The organism is Butyrivibrio sp. XPD2002 (assembly GCF_000423945.1).
In the GTDB taxonomy this organism is placed as follows: Bacteria; Bacillota; Clostridia; order Lachnospirales; family Lachnospiraceae; genus Butyrivibrio.
In genome coordinates this window covers 1-22,827 of record NZ_AUIY01000012.1, presented here as the reverse complement: position 1 = coordinate 22,827, position 22,827 = coordinate 1, and the positions used below count along the sequence as shown (strand labels likewise).

The window sequence follows — 22,827 nt, the reverse complement described above, 5'->3', positions numbered from 1 at the left end:
CCCGTCAGGAGGTAATCTTTCCACCTGACGGGTTATTTTATTTCTTATTATTTCAGCACCTTTTTTATTTCATCTATCACAATCCTGAGCGCCTTTATTCTTGCATATTTCTTATCAACTGATTCTAAGATATGCCATGGAGCAAAGCTCGTACTGGTCTTTGCTATCATCTCATCAATTGCCTCTTCATAGAGATCCCATTTTTCACGGTTTCTCCAGTCCTCATCCGTTATCTTCCACTGCTTCTCAGCCGTGTTCTGCCTGTCTGTGAAGCGGGCAAGCTGAGTATCCTTATCAATCTGAACCCAGAATTTGATGATAACTGCGCCCCAGTCATGAAGTTCCTTCTCAAACTCATTTATCTCATTGTAAGCTCTCTGCCAGTCATTTTCCGAACAGAAGCCCTCAAGCCTCTCAACCATTACCCTGCCGTACCAGGTTCTGTCAAATATGGTGATATGCCCTGTCTTTGGCAGCCTTGTCCAGAATCTCCAGAGATAGTGCCTTGCCTTTTCATGAGGCTCCGGACTTGCAATGGGCTCAACCACATAATCTCTGGGATCAAGCGCAGCCGTTATCCTCTTGATATTTCCGCCCTTACCTGCTGCATCCCAGCCCTCATAAGCGATGATTACAGGCACTTTCTTTCTGTATATCTTGGGACCAAGGTTCTTTAGCTCCTTCTGAAGCTTCTTTAATTCAAGCTTGTACTCCTCATCTGTAAGGAACTTATCATTAAGCGGAATATCAGACAGCTTCTGAACCTTCTCCATAGGAAAGGTATTCTGCAAAATCGGCACATTGAGTGCGTGATTCTTAAGAGCTATGTCTATTCCCTGATTAAGGAACTGCAAAACCTGGAGCTCTGCAAACTTTCTATCCGTTGCATCTATGATATACCAGGGAGTTCTTGACTGGTTTGTATCAGACAGGTATCTGTCATAGACCTCCTGAATATCATCATATTGCTTATTCTGCTTTATATCCGCATCCGTCACACGCCAGCTGGTATTCTTGTTGTCCAGAAGGTGATCCATGCGCTTTTTCTGTTCCTTCTTGGATATATTCATGAAGAACTTCACAACAAGATATCCATTGTCACAGAGCTGCCTCTCAATTACATTTATAGAATGTATTCTTGTGGCATAGGTCTCTTCATCCATGCTGCCCTGGAGAACTCCGTCAACTATTTCCTCCATCCAGCAGGTATCAAAAAACTGAAACTTTCCCGCCTCAGGAATCTCCTTCATATATCTATATAAGAAGGGATATCTCTTTTCCTCATGGCTGGGCTCTCTGTCTAACGTTGCCACCTTGAAAAATCTGGGATCGATGTTTCGTATTACCTTACCTATAACAGCCCCTTTTCCTGCGGCATTCCAGCCCTCAAACAGTACCATTACAGGAAGTCCTGCCTCTTTTATCTTCATCTGAAAAGCGGATAATTTTGAACGCTCTTCCTTCAGCTTAGCTTTCAGTTCTTCCTCTTCCGGAATATCAGTTGCTACGAAATCCTTCAGCATACGTAACCCCCTTAATATAAGAAAATAAGCACCATATATGGTAATCATACCACATATGGTGCTTACTATATCTTGTTTAGAAAAGTTTAATATTCCGTTTTAGTCTTCCTTAGGAATATTGTTAAAGCTTACGCCTCTGTTGATATCGCCCTGATAATTCTCACCAAAGCTGTAATCATTTCCGGGAAGAACTGCATTAAGTGCAATTCCGAAAATAGCTGCAAGAGCAAGTGAAGTAAGAGTAACGGAAGTATTGCCAATTGTAAAGGTAAATCCTTCAGTGAAGCCAAGTCCTGTTACGAGAATAACAGCAGCCACAATAAGGTTTCTTGACTTTGTGAAGTCAACCTTGTTCTCTACTACATTTCTGATACCGATAGCTGAGATCATTCCGTAGAGAACGAAACTTATTCCACCGATGATGGCTGTGGGCATTGTTCCTATAACGTCTGTGATCTTAGGAATGAAACTGATTATAATAGCATAGAAAGCTGCAAGTCTTACTACCTTGGGATCATAAACCTTTGAGAGCTCAAGTACTCCGGTGTTCTCACCGTAAGTAGTATTTGCAGGGCCTCCGAAGCATCCTGCAAGAGCAGTTGCTAGGCCGTCACCCCAGAGAGTTCTGTGAAGTCCGGGCTCCTCAAGGAAGTTATTACCTGTTGTAGCGGATATAGCAGAGATATCTCCAACATGCTCCATCATTGTTGCCAGAGCGATAGGTGCCATTACAAGGATTGCAGAGATGTCAAACTTTGCAATGATGAAGGGAGGAAGTCCAACCCAGCTTGCAGAAGCGATAGGAGCAAAATCCAAAATTGCACTGCCGTCGACATTTGTCATTCCAAGCAGGTGCATTGCAAGTGCAATAAGATAAGAAATAACAACACCCATAAGGATAGGAATGATCTTCCACATACCCTTTCCCCAGATATTGAAGGCAATTACGATAGCCAGTGCAATTACTGCAAGGAAAGGATTAACTGCTGCATTACTAACTGCAGAGGGTGCAAGAGAAAGTCCTATACAAATGATGATGGGACCTGTAACTACAGGAGGAAGGAAATGCATAACATTCTTAACTCCCACCAGCTTAATAAATAAAGAAAGAACAAGATAAAGAAATCCTGCTACAACAATACCGCCGCAAGCATACGGAAGCTTCTCACCGTATGTCATATTTGCAAATTTACCTGTGTTCAGCTCAGCTACAGTAGCGAAGCCTCCAAGGAAAGCAAATGAAGAACCCAAAAATGCAGGAACCTTGAATTTAGCAAATATATGGAACAGAAGAGTTCCAACACCTGCAAAAAACAGTGTTACCTGTACCGAAAGTCCCTCGCCATGAAAATAACCATTGACCAGTATCGGTACCAGAATCGTCGCGCCAAACATTGCAAACATATGCTGAAGTCCCAGAATCATCATCCGTTTCTTCCCCAATGTGGACGCATCATAAATAGCTCTACCTTTTTCTCCCATATTCATCTCCTCCGTTATGAGACATTAAAAAATTTGAGATAGAATGCCGCTTGCGGCATTCTCGCGCTGAGCGCGGTTGCATTTATGCAACAAATTCATCTCGCGCGAGTGCGCATCCTCGCGGAGCGTTTTTATTTCATAGGAATCTATGAAATAAAAAAAGGGCTTCCGGGGTTACCCGAAAGCCCTTATGATTATATCACGCACAAACTTACAGTTAAAGTAGAAAAATTAAAATCTTATAAGACCAAGAACCTGAGCCACTGAGCTGAACAAAATGATGATTACAAAGAGCGGGCATAAAAATCTGATCATAAATCTGAATACCGCACGTCTTCTGAAAGGATGTCCGTTCAGAGTAACCTCTTCTTCAACCTTCTCAACTCCCATATGATTAACAACCAGCATGCAGATAGCGAATGCAGCTATAGGCATCATAACTGAGTTTGTAAGGAAGTCAAAGAAATCAAGGAACTGCATCTTAAAAATGGTGATGTTTGAAAGCGGACCATTTCCCAGTGAGGAAAGACTTCCCAAGCCTACCATTATAAGAACCATTATTCCTGTAGCTTTTCCTCTGCTGCACTTAAACTCATCAGTGAATGTAGAAACAGCACTCTCTGTAAGAGCGATAGCACTTGTCACTGCTGCAAAAAGAACCAGTGCAAAGAAAAGAATTCCTATAACTCTTCCAAAGCCCATGCTTGCAAAAATCTTGGGCATTGTAATGAACATAAGTGAAGGACCTGCGTTAAGGCTGTCCGGATCTCCGCCTGAAAATGAAAATACTGCAGGTATGATCATAAGACTGGCAAGTACAGCGATTCCTGTATCAAAAATCTCAACCTGTTTTGTTGATTCCTCAATACTTACATCATCCTTCACATAGGAGCCAAAAGTAATAAGAATACCCATGGCTATGGACAGTGAATAGAACATCTGACCCATGGCTGAAACCACTGTCATCCATGAAAAATGCTTCATATCCGGTAAAAGCATATATTTAACACCTGCAAGAGCTCCGGGTCTTGATACAGAATAGACTGAAATAGCCACAGCCAATATCAGCAGAATGGGCATAATGAATTTTGACACCTTTTCAATGCCGTTCTCCACGCCCATGATAATTACCAGAACCACCAGAAGCATAAAGATTATAAACCAAAGCTCTGCCTTAGAACCGTCAGTAATAAAGTTTACAAAAAAATCATCTGTCGCTATTGTTGCAGCATCTGCCGTGATGTACTCATACAGATATTTGCATACCCAGCCACCTATAACAGAGTAGTAAGGCACGATCAGCATAGGTATGATGGCATTTATCCATCCGCCGATCTGCATCTGTTCATTTTTGCCAAGCTCCCTGAAGGCGCCCACCGGACTCTTCTTGGTAGTACGTCCGATAGCTGTCTCGGCAATTATCATTGTGTATCCAAAGGTCAGTGCGAGAATAATATAGACCAGAAGGAATATTCCTCCTCCATACCTGGCACAGAGATATGGAAATCTCCATATATTACCAAGTCCTACAGATGCACCTGCTGCCGCAAGCACATAACCAATCTTCCCTGAAAATGAGCTACGATTATCTTGTTCCAAAATAAGAAACCTCCCTGTATAAATTCAGTTTATTATATCAGAAATTTACAAACTTTGTTAAAAAACAATCATAGAAAAATACCTGACCAGCCTTGGCCGGTCAGGCGATTACATAATTACTTATTACTTTTTAATCTTAACCTTAAATGTTACTGTTTCTTCTGTAGCTTCGAAGTTGTCATTTCCTGCTACTGTAACCTTTACCTTAACCTTGTAGGTTCCCTTCTTGATTCCCTTCTTTACGGTTACCTTTCCGGTCTTGTTGTTTATCTTGATCTTCTTGTTGCCGCTAACCTTCTCATAAGTAACATCTCCTTCAGCCTGCTCAACCTTTACGAACTTGGATAATGCATACTTAACGGACTTCCTGCTAACCTTGGACTTCTTGATCTTAACAGTATTACCTGTTACAGAAGCTGTGTTTTCAGCCTTCTTGATTGTCCATGTGATAGTCTTCTTATCTGTGTTTCCACCCTTCCATGTAAAGCCATCCTTAAGAGTTGCGGTTGCCTTGTATGTGCCTGCGTTAACAGCCTTATTGCCTGTAAGTGTGAAGCCTTCGCCATCAACAACACCAACCTGTTCCTTACCATTGTATGTAAGAACCTTTCCTTCAGGAACCTCAACCTCAACCTTTGCCTCAACTGTGGGAGCGGGCTCATCATTAGCGGGCTCAACATTAGCAGTATCATCTGTAAGGAGAAGTGTTCCAAGACCTGCTGTTGATGCATATCCCTGGCCTGAATTGTCAGCCCAGTTTATTGTTCCCACTCTCTTTCCGCTCTTATCGGCATCATTGAGCTGAACATCAAATCCAACCTTTGTTCCTGTCACAGCTGTAATATCAGTCCACTTGAAGGCTGCTTCGATGAAATAGCCATCCTCAGTTACTTTAGCTGCTGACTTGATATTTTCTTCCTTACACTTTGTACCATTGAAGCTCTGTGTATTCTCAAAGTTTACTCTGTACTGCTTATCATCTGCCTCATAGGAGTTTGTCTTAGCATTGTTCTCGTCGATGAAGAACTCAACTGAATCCTGCTCCCATGCATTGGAGTTATCCTTGTTGAGGTCAGCGTCCTTAACCTCTGCAAGAACATACAGATTTTCCTCATCCCAAAGGATCTTGGCACTTGCTGCTGAAGGAGAACCTGTGTTGATTGAAAGCTGAACCTTTGTAGCATCCTTCCATGCATCATCAGAAGCATCACCATCAATCTCTACTGTTCCCTTTCCTACAGGAAGAAGGGGCTTAACCACTGTTGTTGCAAAGTACTTGCTGGACTCTGCCTGCTTAAGTGTTGTATCTCCAAATGCAAATGTCTTGTTACCGTCTGTAACTGTAACATCCATCTTAACTGCGTTAGCCATAAGAGCGTCTGCATCTACATCAATAACCAGTACCTTCTCATAACCTGTCTCAGTAGCTGCTGCTTCTGATCTCTTAACTGTTGTAGACTTGATGCCTGCTCCGTCATCTGTGAAAACAGTAAAGCTGTCATTTGCATCATCTGTAGCATCTGTGACGGTTACCTTTACATCTAACTCTCCATCCTTCCACATGGGAACGAATGTAGCCTTAGTCTCACCCTCACCGAACTCGTAGGACTCTCCTGCTGTGAAATCATCGCTAAGCTTCTGAACAAGTGTAATATTCTTTACTTCAGGCTCAAGCTCTCCTGCCTCTGCTATCGCATAGAAGCATTCCTTTGCCTTGTAGTAGTCATCAAAGAGAAGAGGATACTGCTTGGAGTTTCCGTTTGAACCACCACCGTTGTTGTTTGCAGTCTGGAGCCATGAATGCTTATCTGTGATTCCCCAGATTGTCATACCTGTGAAGTTTACGCCTTCATTTCTAAGTCTTCTGATTGTGTCATATACATCCTTGTATCTCTGTGCAAGTCTTGCATCCTTAGCACTTGATGCACCCTTGAAGTCAAGCTCTGTGATCTGAATCTGATCAACAATCTTAGCATATCTCTTTGCTGCATCCTTGATCTGTGCAATTGAAGGCTGACCTGCATCGATCTGATAATGAGCCTGCATACCCATACCATCAATTCTTGCACCGGGTGTATTCTTAACTGTTGTAAGGAGCTCGCAGATACCGTCTACCTTACTTGAAACTGTCTCATTGTAATCATTGTAGAAAAGAGCAATGCTCGGATCCATATATTTGTTTGCATATACGAATGCATTCTGGATAAATTCCGGTGATTCATAAACTCTCCACCATGATGAATTCTCATCACCATTTCTGTAGGTCCCTCTGCTGTCACTTACAGCTTCATTAACAACGTCCCAACCATAGAACATACCTGCATACTTGCTTCCTTCAGCAGTAAAATGCTCAGCTACGCTCTTGATGTAGTACTCAAGACGCTTATTCATAACATCAGGAGTTACATAAGGCTTACTTGTATCGTAGTCTTCATGGAAGAAGAACTCCGGTGTCTGTGAATGCCATACAAGTACATGACCTCTGATCTTGATCTGCTTATCAGGATTCTTTTCATTCCACTCAACAAATCTGTCAAGACGATTCTCAGGTGTTGTGAAGTCAAGCTCAGGAACCTGTATTTCCTCACCACCGATCTCTACTGTTATGATCTTGGCATTCTTTTTAAGCATTGAATCAGGCTTAAGCTCATTACCAAGTGTAACGCCATTAAAGTGCTTATAAGCAAGCTCCATCTCCATATCATCTGCAAATTCATCATAACTTGCTGCAGTACCGATAATGAAGTCATCACCAAGAAGTGCTGTCACCGGATCACGAAGATCAACGATATCATACTCAACGCCGCTCTTGGGTCTGAGTTCCTCAGGTGTTACATCAACAACAACCTGAACCTTCTCAACTTTGCAGGTAAACGGAAATTCCTGTTCACTCATAGCCATAACTGCAACAGCATCAACGTCACCTGTTACTCCGGGATATGAAGTATAGCTTGTCTTTCCGCTCTTACCGTAATCAGCCTTAAGCTCCTTGTGCTTACCTTCGTCTGTTAAGCCTCCATAGGTCTTTATTGCAAGATTCTTTGTAGGCTCAGCGAATGTAAATGTCACAGACTTAACATCTTCTCCAGGAATTGTCTCGCCAAGGTCAAGTCTGTATTCACGCCATTCCTGATCAAATACAAGCTCGGAGCCTTCTACTTCCTCTCCATCCCACTGCTCGATGAACTTGAGGTCTTCGCCCTCGAAGGTAAGGAATTTCTCATACTCACCGGGCTCGTCAGATTTATCATCCTTTTCAACCTTTATATCATCAACAGTAACTCCATACTCTTTATCCTCCAACGACATTATGCCAATATATCTTACAGAACCATCAAAATCATTTGTAAAAACAATTTCGTCCTGCGGATCATTAAAATAGTCTACCTTAACCTGAGAATTTCCAACGTTGATGGTATCAGCATTATGTAATTTAACGGCTATTTTACCTTCCTGATCCTTAATCTTGATTGTTATCTTCTTTAACTGTTCAGCAGATATATCTTCGCCCAAATCGTAGATGTATTCATCATACTGACCGGAAAACTCTATCCTACCCTTTACCTCATTCTTCTTCCATCTGTGATAAAGTGTAGGAGCATTCTCACTTACTTCATACTCCTTCTTGGGCTCAACCTCATCGCCGGCCTCAGGAGCATCTTCACCTTCAGTCTTCTCCTTGACAGCATCATCCTTATCTTCCTCTGCCTTGTCCTCTTCAGGTGCCACCTCTTCTTTGGTCTCTGCTACCTCAGGAGTCTCATCAGCTGCCTCTTCTGCAGGCTTTTCCTCGTCCTCAGCTTTTGTCTCCTCAGGCTTAACCTCTTCTTCGGACTTAACCTCTTCAGGATCCTTAGCAACATCCCCGTCCTTTGCGTCATCCTGCGCCTCGTCCGTTTGCTCTTCATCTGCAGAATCTGTTACAGCCGGCTCTTCTGCGGCATAAACATGTAACGCCCCCGTTCCTACAGATGAAACTGTCAGCATTCCTGCCATGAGCAATGAAGACAACCCCAACATCTTTTTGTGCATACCTTTCTTAAACCTCCTTATAAAAATGTGTGCTTTTGTGCAATCCCCCCAAAGTGCACAATGTCGTAATTCATATTATTCTGTAAATTATGACGGTACGCCTACCAAAAAATGCGGTCTTATTATCACTTTTTGCCAATAATTATTTAACGATATTGAATAATTAAATTCCTGCCGAAGATATGTTTATTTTTTCTTTATACTTATTTGCTTTTATACCCCTTAATCACGTTTTATAATTGAATTGATATCGATATTTGATTATTTTTTGCCGTTACTATTGATGCCTCAATCGGGGGAGGAACTGGTATTGAGTATGCTGAAAAATAATAACAACTTAAAAACAGATATCTTTAGCTACATAATGGTTGGTATAGGCGCAACCATAGCAGCTTTCGCAATTGAAGACTTCCTGGCTCCGAACAAAATCTTTGACGGAGGCATAGTCGGTGTCTCCATGATCATTTCTAATTTCACCGGTCTCAAACTGAGTATCCTGACCTGGATTTTAAATGTCCCCTTCCTCCTTTTTGGTTGGAAGAAAAAGGGACCTCATTTCGTCCTGCGATCAATCTATGCCATGACAATATTTGCCATAGCTGTGGCATTTTTCGAAACTACTCCGAACGTAACCAACGAACATCTTCTTGCCGTCTCCTTCGGCGGACTGATCCTTGGTGTCGGTGTCGGAATCGTGTTAAGATACGGCGGCTGCCTTGACGGCACGGAAATAATTGCTTCCATTCTCAGTCCCAAAATCCACATTCCCATCGGTCGTCAGGTTCTGTATTTTAATATTGTTTTGTACATGATCATTGGATTTTTATATGGATGGAACAAGGGTCTGTACTCTATCCTCACTTATGTCCTTGTATCCGTTGTAATGACCAGAGTTGAAGAGGGCTTCGATGCACAGAGAGCCTGCTTCATCTTCACCCACGATGATGTTGACTCAATAAAAGATCGCATATATAAAGAGCTTGGCCGCACCTGTACCGAATGGAACACTGAAGGTTACATCGGAGGTGACAACAAAGCTCTCTATCTTGTTGTTTCTCAATATGAATTAAAACAGGTCCGCGAGATTCTCTCTGATTTTAACTGCTTTGCCACAATTAGCGGAATTGATGAGATCATTGGAAAAAATGTGAAGATGACGCTGCTATAGTCCTCATCTCTCAGCCTTCATTCTCATTCTAAGCTTATTACCGGGTAATTTTTTCTGTATATATCTCTTCATAAGATGCTTCTTTAAATACTCGGAATCTCTGACTTCAGCTCCTGTTGCAGATCTTCCGGCAAACCTCTGCCTGTAATAAACGGAAAAAATATGCCCTGACAGCTCTTTAAGATCGGTGATCTCAAGGCGATCTCCTCTTACTGTTTCTCCTGAAGGAAGCGCAAGAACATAATCCTCCAGAACCCTTGCCTGCTCTCCCTTACCTATGAACTCTCTGTCCATAAACCAGAGAATATCCTTTATGTTTTTCTCAAGCTTACCAGCAAGGGGAGAATTTCTATATCTCAAAGCCCTGATTATAACAATCGCTGCCCACATAAGTAGCGCATAGATAACAAGTCCTGCCAGTATTATCCCGATTGTCTTTGCCATGACCGTTACATCTATTACATGTCTTTTGGGCTCTTCTTCATCCCCGGATTCATCTCCAGTCAGATTAGCTGCCGTATTATCAGGAATATCAGGTACAAACTGTTCTGCTTCATATTCTGCAGTTACATCCGCTTCATCTGCCTGCTCTTCCTCAGTAAATGTATAGTTCCAGGAAGAATCAATTGAAGTTCTCCTTGCCGTGGTAGGTTCAAAGGGAACCCAACCCACACCATCAACATAGGCTTCAACCCATGCATGGGCTCTGTCTCCTGTCACAGTGAAGATATCATGCCTTACCTCAGGAAAAGTGTAGCAATAGCCTTCCACATAACGGGCAGGAATCCCGCTAAGCCTCAAAAGCTCCACCATGGAAGAAGCATAGTGAACGCAATACCCCTCCCCGGTCTCAAAGAGAAATCTCTCTATAAAATTATCCTCGCCGGAAGCCTGCTTATTTTCTGATGCACTTTGTCCTTTTCCGGGATTTGTTGAATACTTGTATTGCCTTAAGTATTTCTCTATTCGTCTGCAGGCGTCATACTCATTTTCCGCATCCCTGGTGATATCATCTGCAAGCTCCTTCATTCTTGAGGTTGCCAGCTCTCCCGGATCAAGATACTCTGTAAAATCCTCCTTCCTTTCGGTCCACTTCTTATATTCTGCCTCAGTGACACATCTGCTAAGCTGAAAGTCATACAGCTTTCCGCAATAATCCTCCATCTCACTATAGGAAGGCATCTCAGACTTAGCTGCCGTTCTCATGATTTTTTCAAGATACCTGCTGCCGTAATCCACATTCAGATACGACACATCATACCTGCAGCCCTTTTTGTGTGTCTTCTTAAACTGAAGCCCATCCTCCGCAATCTCATCCTTCTTCAGATAATCGATGATCAGCGTATTTGCGGGTCTGATGATATCCCTGGTCCTGAGGTATCCAAATTCAATCGTAAGCTTCATCACCCGTCCAAAGCACCTTGCCTCTTCCCTGGTGACATCATGAGAATACAGCGCATACAGGAAATCAAGGAGTCTCTCGCCCTTCATCTCCTCGGAAATTCCTGCCTGATCTCCATCTATATGACCTGCAAGATAGAGGCTGTTCTTTGTCCCCTCCGTTGTGATATAGAGCTCCTCACGGGTGCTTCCGCTTATCTCTCCCGGCACCAGCGAAAAGCCGCTATATCCACTCTGATACTGGGATCCTTCTCCTATTCCGGAGAGGTAATAGCCTGTATTTTCAGCAAGAGTCTCTATGCCATCCCGCACCCGATATCCTATCCTGTACACGAAGCTCCAGTCAATCGGCTTCTCATTAACAGGAACTGAAAAAACCAGTACCTCTAAAAGTACAAAGAGGACAAGCCAGCGATAGCCAAGACTCTCCCGCCTTCCGCCCATATAACTGACTTCCCGATCTTTTTTATTTATCTTATCCGACAAAAATGCAGTAGCTCTCCACAGCTCCAAAATCGTAAGTGTTATTGCTGCTGCAACTGCTGCCCTTTCAAGGGGATATCCATAAATGCTTTTTATCACGATATAGACATCCGCCGCCACTATGAGCACACCCATTGCCACAGGAATCTTTGATAGTAGTACAAGGATCACGTAAGCAGCAAGTGCCAGCGACGCTATGATACCTATTGAAGACAGATAGGAAACCTCCTCTTCTGCATCCTCCGCCTGATATATCACAGGAATCTCATGGAACAGCAGAAGCAAAGCCCCTGTCACAACCACCTGAGCTCCGATAAGGATCCCCTTTTTCTGAGCATATCTTCCAAGTAAAAGAATCCCCTCAAAAAGCCCATAGCAAACAAGCAGGATAAGCCAAAATCCCGGTTTCCACAGTAAAACTCCTGATAATACCAAAAGGATACGCTCAATTGCCGTTTCTGATTTCCAGAAAATGTTCTGTGCCGTATTCACTTTCTCTGACTGTGATGATAATGCCGTCCTGCTCATTTTCCGCCATACTCTCGCTTTGTTTTTCCAGCTTCTCTATGTCACTTTCTCTGTTATAAAAAGGTCCTTTAGATATATCCTCATAGAACTCGGAAAAGCTCTCCAAGGATGCCACCTGAATATTCTTTATCTCTCCCCTTGGATATACCACATGTATGCTCTCACCCTTCTGCGCATGGTAGTACACCGCTGACACCGCAAACTCCAGAAAATAATCTCTCCGTTTTATGAACTGCGGCTCATTCTTTTGGGATATACCATTTTCCGCAATAAGTACCAGCGCTATCCTCTTAATGTCAAGAACCTCAGGCGTCCTTGTTATAAGCTCACCCGCTGAGGCTGTAGCCTTCCAGTGAATCTGTTTTATCGGATCCCCCGGTCTGTAAGGTCTCATGTCATTTCCGGGAGTAGGCTCCCTTAAGATAATGCTCTTAATCCTGCTTGAGTTTTTCAGATTCTCAAAATCCAGAGCGCTGTTTGCAATATCCGTTATCATGGGCATTACGGTCACACGATAGGGCTCTGGAATAGAAAAGGATGCACCGTATATTTCAAAGGGATCAAAAAACATCGCCCTTAAAAGTCCCACATCATAATTTCCTGCATACTTACAGTTAATAAGCCCCTCTATAAGAACTCTCTCCCCTGGAGTCAAGTTTATCACCGGCTTTTTTTCATTACCTGATGAGCTCTCATCCTCGGATTTGAAGCTCGTTGTCGTAAGCTCCTCCTCAGTCTGAAGCTGCACATCATTTATTCTGAAGGGACCGGCGTTTTCTATAGTAAGCCTGTAGGGCTGCTCCTCGTTTTTCATAACTCTTCTGGAAGGAAGCTCCTGAAACACCTGAAAAAAATGATTACTTATCAAAATATAAACAGCGGAAATCGGTAAATAGAAAAGCACGCTGAAAAGACACATGTACGGGAGAGCACCTCCCATATATGATGCCCAGATTACAGCTGCTATCAGGATAATTAAGAAAACAAAAAGTCTTTTATAATTTACTTTCATTGCGGCACCGGATGATTGTTCAGAATCTGCAAAATAACTGTCTCTTGGGTCATTTTATTCATCTTGGCTTCCGCTGACAGAATCATTCTGTGGGGAAGAACATCCTTTGCCGTCTCCATAATATCAAGCGGAATGCAGTAATCCCTGCCCTCGATATACGCCCTTGCCTGGGACGCCCTGAGGAGATCCAAAAGCGCTCTTGTGCTGGCACCGCACTTTATGCTGTGATGCTTTCTCGTCTCCTCGATAACCTTCACGGCATAATCCACAAGATCCTTATGAATCTCAACTCCGTTCACTTCCGTCTTCATGGAAATGATATCCTCCGCGTCAAGAACCTGCTCAGTCTTTGCATGTAGAGATCCATTTAAAAATTCCGATGCTATCTGCACAGAACTCTCCTCTGCAGGATAACCGACTGAGAGCTTCATCATGAATCTGTCAAGCTGCGCCTCAGGAAGCGGATAGGTTCCCGCCATCTCCATTGGGTTCTGGGTTCCTATAACCATAAACGGCTCCGGAATCGGAATTGTATTGCCATCGATTGTGACCTGTCTCTCCTCCATGGCTTCAAGAAGTGATGCCTGAGTCTTCGGAGAGGTTCTGTTTATCTCATCTGCCAGCACTATCTGATTCACAATAGGCCCCGGAAGAACCTCAAACTCTCCCTTTTCCATATGATAAATGGACAGTCCTGTTATATCGGATGGCATTGTATCCGGTGTACACTGAATTCTGGAAAAACTACATGACAGAGAATCCGAGAGCGCCCTTGCCAGGGAGGTCTTACCAACTCCCGGAACATCCTCTAAAAGAACATGACCGCCCGCGAGAAGCACTGTTATAACCTTCCTTATAACATCATCCTTCCCGATCAGGCGGTTCTTCATATTATTTGTTAAAAGTTCAATTTTATCCCTTGCCCCAACACTGATTTTTTCCATATTTCCCCCAAAACTTTACGATATAGTATTAAAAATCATTTTACCACAAAAACAAATTTGTGCAGAAAATTTCGTAGTTTTCGTAAAAAACCAGCTGTATTTTCTTATGCCTTAAGAATCAGTATTCCGTTCTTTTCCAAAGTACCTATTTCGGACTCTGTCTGATTCCACTTGCGGGAATAAACGACTCCGTTAAATTTACTTATATCTATCTGAACATCAGCTTCTTCGCAGTTTAGATAAACCTGCAGGCTTTCATTTTCACCATGCTTGATGTAAGAGATAACTCTGTCCTCCTTAACATCATTGGGGAAATGGAAATTCCTGCTCTTGCAGGACTCCATGCTCTTTCTCATGCTAACAAGCTTCTTCATATCAGAGATTTCAGCATCAAACTTACCCGCATCTATCTCATCCCACGGCATGCATCTTCTGCAATCGGGGTCGTAGGAGCCGTCCATTATGACCTCAGTTCCGTAATATATGCAGGGACTTCCCGGCATAGTAAAAAGTACCGCAAGCTGCTGATAGAATATGTCAACATTCCTTCCGCACTTTTCAAAAAGCCTGTTTGTATCATGGGAGTCCAGCAGATTAAAGAGAACATCGTTTACCTGTGAATAGTACATTGTAAAGCATCTGTTTATATCATATTCAAAGGTCTCCCTGCCTCTGTTTTTGTAAACCCAGAAATCTGCAATGGCTGTGGATAACGGATAGTTCATTACTGAGTCATATTCATCTCCCTGAAGCCAGGATATGGAATCATGCCATATTTCTCCCAACAGATAAAAGTCGTCCTTCATTCTCTTTGTCATATAGCGGACTGCCTTCAGGAATGAATGGGATATCTCATTACCTACATCGAACCTGAGTCCGTCTATATCAAATTCCTCTATCCAAAATCTGATGATATCAAGAAGATAATCCTGAACCGCAGGGTTACTGGTATTGAGCTTAGGCATATATTCTGCAAAGGCAAAGGAATAATATCTTCCATCTCTGGTATCTCTTCCCTGCTCAATTGGCCACTTGTTTATCATGTACCAGTCCGCATACTCAGAGGTCTCACCCTTTTCAAGAATATCCACCCACATGGGATGGTCTGCCCCTGTATGATTGAAAACCGCATCAAGCATAATACGGATTCCTGCTTCGTGCGCTTCCTTCACAAGGAGCTTAAGGTCTTCATTTGTTCCAAAGTGCGGATCAACCTTCTTGTAATCCCTGGTGTTATATTTGTGGTTACTGTGGGCCTCGAATATAGGATTTAAATATATTCCCGTAATCCCAAGCTCTTTAAGATAAGGGATCTTATCCCTGATACCTTTTATATCTCCTCCGTAGTAGTCATGAAGCTCTACCTTACCTGACTGCCAGGGAAGTACATTTTCTGGGTCAATGCTCTTGTCTCCATTACAGAATCTCTCAGGAAAAATCTGATACCACACAGTATCGTTAACCCACGCAGGAGTCCTGCAAACATCAGCAGGATTCATCCAGGGCATGATGAAATAGGACAGAGTCTTGCCATCCATCATCATCTCTTCCTCTGTGTAAAAGCCATCCTCAAAGTAGTTGATACATTCATCCTTTGAATGAATTTCAAAGTAATACTTGCATCTCTTGAATTCAGGTCTTAAAGTGGTGGTCCACCAGATGTGATCCTTGAGTCTCTTTTTGTAATATATCTCTTCTCTCTGTCCGCTCCAGCGCTCGCATCCACCCATTATTCCCGCGTCATAGGGATCACCGTAAATGATATATATTCTGTCCACATCATAGCCGGTCTTTATATTTATAACGAGCTGGTCCTGATCGATGGAATAGCAGTACTGCTCTGACATTCTATGGTAAATAGCACTTAAATTCATAGTCACTCCTTTCGGAAAACGTTTTCCGTTGCAATAAAAACTATACCCCATAGTAAATCAGAAATCAATACCTATTTTTTACAATTAAAAATAGACCATCCTAATTAAATTTTTTCTTGAAAAATCAGACTATATCAGACGGGTTTGCACCTACGACTGCAATAAGATCCTCAGGAGAAAGCTCTATCTGATAGCCGACCTTCCCTGCGCTGACAAAGACCTTGTCATAGTTTTTTGCAGTTTCGTGAATGAAGGTCTTAAACTGCTTTTTCATTCCTATAGGAGAGCATCCGCCATGAACATATCCCGTGAGTGGAAGCAGCTCCTTCTGCTTTATCATGCTAACAGATTTTTCTGAAGCTGCTGATGCTGCCTTCTTTAAATTCAGCTCCTCCTTAACAGGAACGACAAAAACATAGTACTGCCCGCTTTTCCCCTGGGTCACGAGAGTCTTGAAAACCTTATCCGGGTTCTCCCCAAGAATACCGGCTATCTCCTCGCCGCTCATGGTTGCATCCGGCTTATATGCATGGCTCTCATAGGCGATTTTCTTGCCATCAAGAACTCTCATTACGTTTGTTTTTTCTTCTTTTGCCATAATATTTTCACTCCTCCGGACCCTTTATACCTGAATATCTATGGATGGCATGGTCGACACATACTTTATCATGTCCTTAAGATAATCCATGTTGGCTTTCATAATGGCTTTATCTTCCGATGCCCTGTGCTTTCTCTTTAGGTCTTCTAAGTCCTCTTTACTCATATGGGGATCCACGATTTCCATATTCTCAAACATCTCCATGGATTCCTCAAGTTCCTCAAGCTCCTCCTCACCGAATTCAGAAATCATCTCATTTAATTCAGTAAGCTTATCATCAGATAATGCTACTCCACTTTCTTTCATATTTTCAAGTACTTCATCGAGCATTTCTATTCTGGCATCGAATATCTCATCCTCTTTTTCAGACACCTCTTCTTCTTTTGCAAAAACCATCGCCTGTTCCATGGATGCTGCTGCCTCTTCCTGCTTATCAAGCTCATCATCCAGCTTCTGGGTATACTTAACAAGCTCCTCAAGCTCTAAGTGATGCTTCTTTTTCCTGGCAACCATCTCCATGCGCTTTGCGTGTGTGAGAGCAATCTGAAGCTCCTCAGGATCACCGTTTCCTGCGGATATCATCCTTCTTATCTTCTGAGTCTCCCGCTTTGCTGCAAGCACAGCCTGGCCTGCACTAAGGGAATTCTTCGCCTGTTGTATCTTGGTTGCAACTGTCTTGTAGTTATACTTTGGAGGCGTAGAAACCTCTTCTTCCTTAGCAGCTTCAGGTGAACCTGATTGCTGCAAAAAACCATTCAGCTTATCCTTGGAGGAAGCATTATTCAAAGTCTTCTCAGTCTGCTCCTCCTTAAGGCTCCTTATCATATGCCTCATCTGCACAGAAACACCCTTTGTTTCATCAGATGCCTTATCTACAAACTGGGACAGTGGATTCGATTTATTCTTTTTATCATTCTTTTTGGATTTGAGCGCAGAATCAGCGCCAAACTGACTTCGTATAAAGAAATTCTGCACATCCATGTTCTGCTGTATCTTCATGAAACACCTCCTTGTGTTCATAAAAGGGCATAGTTACAGCTTTCATCCCATATTTCGGATAATATGCAAAATAACTTAATAGCATCCCGGATTTTTTTGTAAACTTTTTCAAACCAGGACATAAAAAGGGCATTCAAGATTTATCTCAAATGCCCTTTTCATTATCAATTATTTAGTTTTTAAACTGTCAGTCTTACACTAAAATCAGTTCTATATCTGCCTGTTACAGCATCTTCTTCATCTCATCATGTACAAACTGAACCTTAGGTCCTACGATAACCTGAACCGTTGTCTTGGAAGGTCTTATAACACCTGCGATTCCTGCCTTCTTTATAGTCTTCTCATCAACCTTTGTATAGTCAACTATCTCTGTACGGATTCTGGTTGCACAGTAATCAAGCTCCTTAATGTTCTCTTTTCCTCCAAGGCCTTCAAGAACAAGCTGTGCGATTGCTGTGAAATCATCGTTTGCGAGCTGGATATTGTTTTCATCCTCATCCTCGTCCTCGAAACGTCCGGGTGTCTTAAGATCGAACTTCACGATTACGAAGCGGAATACAACGTAGTAAACTACAGCAAATACAAGGCCTATCGGAATAAGTAACAGAGGATTAACAGCCATCGGTGCCTTGAAGCTAAGTACCCAGTCTACAAGACCTGCTGAGAAGTTAAATCCAAGTCTGAAGGGCAATATTGCACATATGATAGCGGAAATACCTGCCAAAACAGCATGTACAAGATAAAGTCCCGGAGCAATAAACATAAATGCGAACTCAAGGGGCTCTGTGATACCTGTGAAAAATGATGCAAGAGCGCCTGCCATAAGAAGGGACGCTGCTGTCTTTTTCTTGGAATCCTTGGCTGTGTGATACATTGCAAGAGCACCTGCAGGAAGACCAAACATCATAACAGGGAAGAATCCAGTCATATACTGACCTGTAACGCCCTTTACCGCGCCTTCAGCACCTGACCAGAAAAGACCAAGGTCATTGATTCCTGCTGTATCGAACCAGAATACTGCATTAAGAGCATGGTGGAGTCCTAAAGGAATAAGTGCTCTGTTAAGCATTACATAGATACCTGCGCCGATGGGGCCAAGACCTAAAATAGTAGTTCCGAACAGAACAAGTGCGCCATAGATAACAGGCCATACAAAGTACAGAATTACAGATGCAATTACTGAAGCACCAGCGGTAACAATTGCTACGCATCTCTTTCCACTAAAGAATGCCAGCCAGTCCGGAAGCTTCGTATCCTTGAATCTGTTGTAGCACGAGGAACCGATTACACCGGAAAGGATACCAATAAACGCGTTACTGATCTTACCAAAGGCTGCATTAACCTCAGAGGGGTCAACGTGCTTATACATAGCTACAGCACCGGTGCTAAGGAGTGTTGTGATCATAAGAAATGAAACAAGACCTGCCAGAGCGCTGGTTCCATCATGATCCTGTGCCATTCCCACAGATACACCGATAGCGAACAAAATAGGAATCTGGTCGATAATAGCAGATGCGGCCTTAATGAAAAACGCCGCTAAAATGTTATTAGCACCCCATCCCGTCGGATCGATCCAATAACCAATACCATAGAGAATACCTGCCGCAGGAAGAACTGCAACAGGAAGCATTAGAGATTTACCGATCTTTTGCAAATACTTCATCATACCACTTTTCCTCCTTTATTTATGAAATTGTCACTACAATATCATTTACTTAAAAGAATAGCTGTATCCCCGGCAGCAACGGCTCCGGACTTCTTCTCAAACTTTGAGAATTTGCTGTGGTTTGAAATAACAACCGGTGTAATGACCTCGTATCCTGCATTTTTAACGCCATCAAGGTCCACCTCAACTATAAGATCTCCCTTTTTAACATCTGTTCCCTGTGTCGCATGTGTCGTGAAAAATTCACCCTTCAGGTTAACGGTATCAAGCCCTATGTGCACCAAAAGCTCTGCTCCATCAACAGTATTTATGCAAAAAGCATGACCTGTCGGGAACAGTGATATCAGTGCTCCATCAGCGGGTGCGTAGAATTTGCCATCAGAAGGTATGATTGCAACACCTTTACCCACCATCTCCTCGGAAAAGGTAGGATCACTGACCTGTGATATAGGTACAATTTCTCCGTTTACAGGAGAAGCAATTTCAATTTTATTGCCCTGGAAAATTTTGTTGAATAAACCCATTCAGAAGCCCCCTTGTATAAGAAAAACGTTTATGTATTTACTCCCCATACACTTCATTTATTCTCTTTTCATCCACCCCGAAGAACCAGGTGAGAATAAATCCTGCAGTATATGAAATGAGCATTGCTATCACGTATTGTACCTGTTTTCCAGGCTCAACAATAAGTAGTCCGAACAATCCTGAAGCTCCCTGCGCTACTGCTCCGATATGGAAAAGAGATGCAGCAACACCCCCAAAGCCGGAGCCAAGACAAGCTGTTATAAAAGATTTACCCAGCGGAAGAGTAACCGCATACATCAGGGGTTCCCCAACCCCCAGAATTCCAACCGGTATGGAATCACGTATGAAGCCCTTCAGCTTCTTATTTTTCGTCTTAAAATAAAGTGCAAAACCACTTCCTACCTGCCCGCCTCCTGCCATCATAAGGATGGGTAACAGATAGTTGATTCCACCTGTCGGTCCTGACGGGTCATTTAGCATGGCATGAATAGGTATAAGTGCCTGGTGAAGTCCGGTCGCCACCAGCGGAAGAAATCCTGCTGAAAGAATATAGCCACCGATAAATCCCGTTTTGCCATAGACAAATTCTATGACATTATAAATTCCCTTTGTCAGAACAGCGCTAAGCGGCTGGATAATTGCCACGATTGCTACGACACCTATTATCAGAACAAGCAACGGACTGATAAAGGTATCAATCATTTTGGGCATTATCTTTCGAATCTTCTTCTCAAGAAATGCAAATGCTGCACCGGCGATAAATGCTGCGATAAGACCACCATGAGCGGGGTTGTACGGCTGCCCTGTCATTGGAAGTATTATCTGACTGTTGCCATAGGTTGCAAGAAGCGGCATCGACGGATTGGATATACATATCGCTCCCGCAATACCTCCGAGCACAGGAGATCCGCCAAACTCCTTCGCCGCGGTATAGCCAACAAATATCGGAAGGTAAGTAAAAACGGCCCATCCCATAGTACGAATACTCTCATACCACCACAAACCGCTAAATGCTCCTCCGGAAGCAACCTTTATGACATTGGTTATACCATTGATAAGTCCGCACGCCACGATTCCCGGTAGGAGCGGAACAAAAATGTCACCGATTCGTTTTAAAAAGCGTTGCACAGGTTTGTCGTGCTTAGCCTTCTGAGCTGTCTTGTTCTCCTTGGCAACATCATAAACAGAAGGATCTGTGCCACCCAGAAGCTGAGAGAATGCCTCATGAACTTCATTAACCTTACCGGGGCCAAACACTATCTGCAGAGTGTCGCCCTCAATAACTCCAAGCACGCCTTCAACTTTTTTTATTGCATCTATGTCCACCCTAGAAAGATCATGAACATCAACCCTGAGCCTTGTCATACAGGCTTCACTGTTTATGACATTCTCTTTACCCCCAAGGAATTTCAGCAGTTGTTTACATATCGCATCACAGTTCATCTCTATGTCTCCGCTGTGCTATACGTACCACGTCTTATGCTTCAATAAGCCTTGCTATTTATCCAGTAAAACATCATGCAAAATCATCACTTAAATATAATTACATTATACCATATAACGTCATTTTTTATATCTTTATTGCCCATCTCATTTTTGTAGATTTACTTCTTGGATTCAGCCTGCACTCCTCCTGGGATGGACGTATCACATCACTTGAAACATCGCTGTATACGCCATTTTTCTTTAATTCCTTAAAGGACTTTTTCACCAGTCTGTCCTCTCCCGAATGGAAGGTCAGAATCGCCACACGTCCACCGGGATTAAGAATAGTCGGAAGCTTTTCAAGGAAAGAATAGAGAACCTCAAACTCACTGTTTACATCTATGCGCAGCGCCTGAAAAACTCTTGCGCAGGATTTCTTTATAGCCTGATCCTTCTCTTCCTTCGGAACCTTCCACAGCGCAGACTCTATTGCTTCCCTGAGCTCTTTAGTGGTGTCCATGGGCTTTCCTTTACTCATAAGTGAGAATACCTTATCCGCTATCTCCTTGGCATAGGGCTCATCGGAATTTTCTACCATCATTCCAATAAACTCCTCTTTGGTGATATTGTGAAGTCTCTCTGCTGCCGACTCTCCATGGTCGGGGTCGAGACGCAGATCCAGCGGTCCGTCTATCTTATATGAAAAGCCTCTCTTCGGGTCATCTATCTGCATGGAGGATACTCCAAGATCAGCGAGAACAAAATCAAACTTGCCCACCTCTTTTGAAACCTCATCTATATTGGCAAAGTTGATCAGTCTGAACTGGAAAACATCCTCACCAAAGCCTGCTGCCCTAAGCCTCTCAACTGTCTTTTTGGATTCAATAGGATCAACATCAAGACCGTAGATACATCCGCTCCCCTGAAGCTTCTCCAGCATTTTGGAGGTATGTCCGCCATATCCCAGGGTGCAGTCGAGTCCCTTCTGCCCCGGCTTAATATCAAGGAAATCCAGAATCTCCTTAACCATAATTGAGATATGCATTCCTGCAGGAGTGGAGCCCTTTGCTATAACATGAGCCACAGTATCGGCATACTTTTCAGGGTTATGCTCTTTATATTTTTCTTCAAATTTCTTTGGGTATTTACCTGAGTAATGAACCCTTCTCTTATGTTCTTTTTCTTCCATTTATCTATCCTTCTCCATTTACCAGGTAGTGTCTAATCGACACTCCTTTTTTCTTTATAAATCCTCTATTTTTCGGGAGTTCAAAATAAAAAGAGCATTGACCTCCCTTTTGGTATAATGTTAACGACCAAGAAAACATCCCGCAAAGGAAACAATGCTCGTGAACATTATACTTTATTTACTTGAAATCATCCATCAGCTCTATCAACAAAACTGCTGGTTGATCAACTTTATCTGTAGATATATTCCGCTTAAACAGTGGGCTTATGAGGATTCTCATTCTCCCAAATATCAAAAATTTAAGATTGATAAGCTCCCTTTGATTCTGAATGTAGAGCCCTGGGATTACAGGGATTTCATGGCTTACCTTCAGTGGCGT

Annotated in this window: 15 protein-coding genes and 1 pseudogene; 2 read left to right on the top strand and 14 right to left on the bottom strand. The window is 42.8% G+C overall.

The window, feature by feature from the left end:
- Positions 1-47 precede the first annotated feature (47 nt).
- The 4 genes from pap to G587_RS0107200 all read right to left on the bottom strand — a co-directional run bounded on the left by pap (position 48) and on the right by G587_RS0107200 (position 8,636).
- Positions 48-1,523 carry a polyphosphate:AMP phosphotransferase gene (gene pap / locus G587_RS0107215; RefSeq protein WP_026491695.1) on the bottom strand — a complete coding sequence of 492 codons (1,476 nt, stop codon included), beginning with the start codon at positions 1,521-1,523 and terminating at the stop codon, positions 48-50.
- 99 nt (positions 1,524-1,622) lie between these two features.
- Positions 1,623-3,005: a uracil-xanthine permease family protein gene (locus tag G587_RS0107210; protein ID WP_026491694.1), complete on the bottom strand. Its 1,383-nt coding sequence runs from the start codon at positions 3,003-3,005 to the stop codon at positions 1,623-1,625.
- Positions 3,006-3,236: 231 nt separating this feature from the next.
- Positions 3,237-4,607 (bottom strand): sodium-dependent transporter, encoded by a 1,371-nt coding sequence (locus tag G587_RS0107205; protein WP_026491693.1) that lies wholly within the window; start codon positions 4,605-4,607, stop codon positions 3,237-3,239.
- A gap of 120 nt (positions 4,608-4,727) precedes the next feature.
- Positions 4,728-8,636, bottom strand: coding sequence for an endo-1,4-beta-xylanase (locus tag G587_RS0107200; protein ID WP_026491692.1), 3,909 nt, complete (start codon positions 8,634-8,636; stop codon positions 4,728-4,730).
- 316 nt (positions 8,637-8,952) lie between these two features.
- Between G587_RS0107200 and G587_RS0107195 the strand changes: the two genes are divergently transcribed.
- Positions 8,953-9,804, top strand: a complete 852-nt coding sequence (locus tag G587_RS0107195; protein ID WP_035786055.1) for a YitT family protein — start codon at positions 8,953-8,955, stop codon at positions 9,802-9,804.
- A gap of 3 nt (positions 9,805-9,807) precedes the next feature.
- On the opposite strand, the gene G587_RS0107190 is transcribed toward G587_RS0107195, so the two are convergent.
- The 10 genes from G587_RS0107190 to rsmH form a co-directional block, all read right to left on the bottom strand.
- A complete protein-coding gene (locus G587_RS0107190) occupies positions 9,808-12,180 on the bottom strand; it encodes a transglutaminase-like domain-containing protein (protein WP_026491690.1) in 2,373 nt (790 codons plus the stop codon).
- A complete protein-coding gene (locus tag G587_RS0107185; protein ID WP_196812531.1) occupies positions 12,134-13,135 on the bottom strand; it encodes a DUF58 domain-containing protein in 1,002 nt (333 codons plus the stop codon). The genes G587_RS0107190 and G587_RS0107185 overlap by 47 nt, the downstream gene beginning before the upstream one ends.
- Before the next feature lie 89 nt (positions 13,136-13,224).
- Complete coding sequence (locus G587_RS0107180; RefSeq protein ID WP_026491688.1) at positions 13,225-14,172, bottom strand: AAA family ATPase; 948 nt, start codon at positions 14,170-14,172, stop codon at positions 13,225-13,227.
- Positions 14,173-14,276: 104 nt separating this feature from the next.
- Complete coding sequence (locus tag G587_RS0107175; RefSeq protein ID WP_026491687.1) at positions 14,277-16,046, bottom strand: glycoside hydrolase family 13 protein; 1,770 nt, start codon at positions 16,044-16,046, stop codon at positions 14,277-14,279.
- A gap of 124 nt (positions 16,047-16,170) precedes the next feature.
- Positions 16,171-16,644 (bottom strand): Cys-tRNA(Pro) deacylase, encoded by a 474-nt coding sequence (ybaK, locus tag G587_RS0107170; protein WP_026491686.1) that lies wholly within the window; start codon positions 16,642-16,644, stop codon positions 16,171-16,173.
- 24 nt (positions 16,645-16,668) lie between these two features.
- Positions 16,669-17,643, bottom strand: coding sequence for a hypothetical protein (locus G587_RS0107165; protein ID WP_026491685.1), 975 nt, complete (start codon positions 17,641-17,643; stop codon positions 16,669-16,671).
- 223 nt (positions 17,644-17,866) lie between these two features.
- Complete coding sequence (gene nagE, locus G587_RS0107160; RefSeq protein WP_026491684.1) at positions 17,867-19,309, bottom strand: N-acetylglucosamine-specific PTS transporter subunit IIBC; 1,443 nt, start codon at positions 19,307-19,309, stop codon at positions 17,867-17,869.
- Positions 19,310-19,350: 41 nt separating this feature from the next.
- Complete coding sequence (locus tag G587_RS0107155; protein WP_035786053.1) at positions 19,351-19,833, bottom strand: PTS sugar transporter subunit IIA; 483 nt, start codon at positions 19,831-19,833, stop codon at positions 19,351-19,353.
- A 37-nt stretch (positions 19,834-19,870) separates the two neighbouring features.
- The gene (locus tag G587_RS0107150) at positions 19,871-21,277 is read right to left on the bottom strand and encodes a PTS transporter subunit EIIC (RefSeq protein ID WP_026491682.1); all 1,407 of its coding nucleotides are present in this window, start codon (positions 21,275-21,277) and stop codon (positions 19,871-19,873) included.
- Positions 21,278-21,404: 127 nt separating this feature from the next.
- Positions 21,405-22,448 (bottom strand): 16S rRNA (cytosine(1402)-N(4))-methyltransferase RsmH, encoded by a 1,044-nt coding sequence (rsmH, locus tag G587_RS0107145; protein ID WP_026491681.1) that lies wholly within the window; start codon positions 22,446-22,448, stop codon positions 21,405-21,407.
- Between the two features lie 160 nt (positions 22,449-22,608).
- Between rsmH and G587_RS26745 the strand changes: the two are divergent.
- Positions 22,609-22,827, top strand: a pseudogene (locus G587_RS26745) (transposase); the annotation flags it as partial.